The 452-nt window shown below is 66.2% G+C and carries 1 protein-coding gene; it reads left to right on the forward strand.

All coding sequences use genetic code 11. The features are described from left to right. Nucleotides 1-9: 9 nt before the first annotated feature. Nucleotides 10-452: hypothetical protein (locus tag RKE29_RS30460; RefSeq protein ID WP_312008917.1), on the forward strand; the 443-nt coding region annotated here is incomplete at its 3' end.

A 452-nucleotide genomic window follows, 5' to 3' on the forward strand; every position in this document is an offset into this window, starting at 1 on the left:
CGGGAGGCGGTGCGTTTCCTGGACGGGATACGCGCGCTCGAAGAACAGGGCGTTACCACATTCCTGGAAATCGGCCCCGGCGGTGTTCTCACCGCTATGGGACAGGAATGCCTCGCGGTCGAGGGGTCGGCTCAGTTCGTTCCCGGTCTGCGGGAGGGTGACGAGGTCGTCGGCGCGTTGGCGGCTGTGGGTCGGTTGTGGGCGCGTGGGGTGTCGGTGGATTGGTCGGGTGTGGTGTCGGCTGGTCGGGTGGTGGATTTGCCGACGTATGCGTTTCGGCGGGATTGGTATTGGTTGCGGCATGACGTGTCGGGTGGGGTGTCGGCGTCGGCGTTGGGTGTGGGGGTGGCGGGTCATCCGTTGTTGGGTGCTGCGGTGGCGGTGGCGGGGGGTGATGAGCATGTGTTGACGGGTCGGTTGTCGTTGGAGACGCATCCGTGGCTGGCGGATCA

The organism is Streptomyces sp. B1866 (genome assembly GCF_031932565.1).
Classification (GTDB): domain Bacteria; phylum Actinomycetota; class Actinomycetes; order Streptomycetales; family Streptomycetaceae; genus Streptomyces.